We start from the raw sequence: 689 nt of genomic DNA, 5'->3' as shown, positions 1-689 counted from the left end.
TGAGCACTAGCATCTGCTAGATTGCTACCATACACATAGCTACCTTCAGTGTTTAATTGAGCATTAAACTTTTGTAAGTATTTTTCATATTCTTCAGCGACTTTGAGTTGTTCTTCTTCACTGATATTTACATTTATACCACCGTAAAGCTGATTATAGATAGCCGAATCTGGAAATTGGTCTAAAAATGCTTGTAAATCAGGTACAACAAGGTAATTGTAATCAGTAGTAAAAATATTAAACTGATTTGGGACATGGTTCACAATAAAATCTGTATTAAATTCTTCTTTTACAGAAAATTGATGGTTATTTAGAGTTAGAGCTTTCTGTCCTTTCAGTCCATCATTCTTAGCGAAGAGGCCGACCTCATTGCCTGATAGAGAAAGCTTCTGACCAGTCATATTTTCATAGTCTTTTTGGTCAAATACCATGAAGACTGTTTTAGGTTGAACACGATTTTGTCCCCTTTCAAAAATGGTTAACTTGGTTCCTTCTTGATTTGCAATACCAAAGTTACTGTAACGAAGCACTTCTTTCTCTTTGACACTATAACCTTTGTCACTTGCAAACTGGCTCAAGAGTTTGTCCAAGTCTTCTTTTTCAACATTTTGTCCAGTAATTCCAAAGTCATGCGGATTCATCACTTTTTTAAAGGATTCTGAGGCATTGAAAATGCTTGTCGCTGCAGA

1 pseudogene is annotated in these 689 nt (G+C 35.3%); it reads right to left on the bottom strand.

Annotated elements, in window-relative coordinates:
- Window positions 1-689, bottom strand: a pseudogene (locus B7697_RS00015) (ABC transporter permease); the annotation flags it as partial.

Source organism: Streptococcus mitis, from assembly GCF_002096895.1.
GTDB lineage: Bacteria > Bacillota > Bacilli > Lactobacillales > Streptococcaceae > Streptococcus > Streptococcus mitis_AH.
The sequence above is the reverse complement of the archived record's forward strand: the minus strand, read 5'-3'. Positions and strand labels throughout refer to the sequence as shown.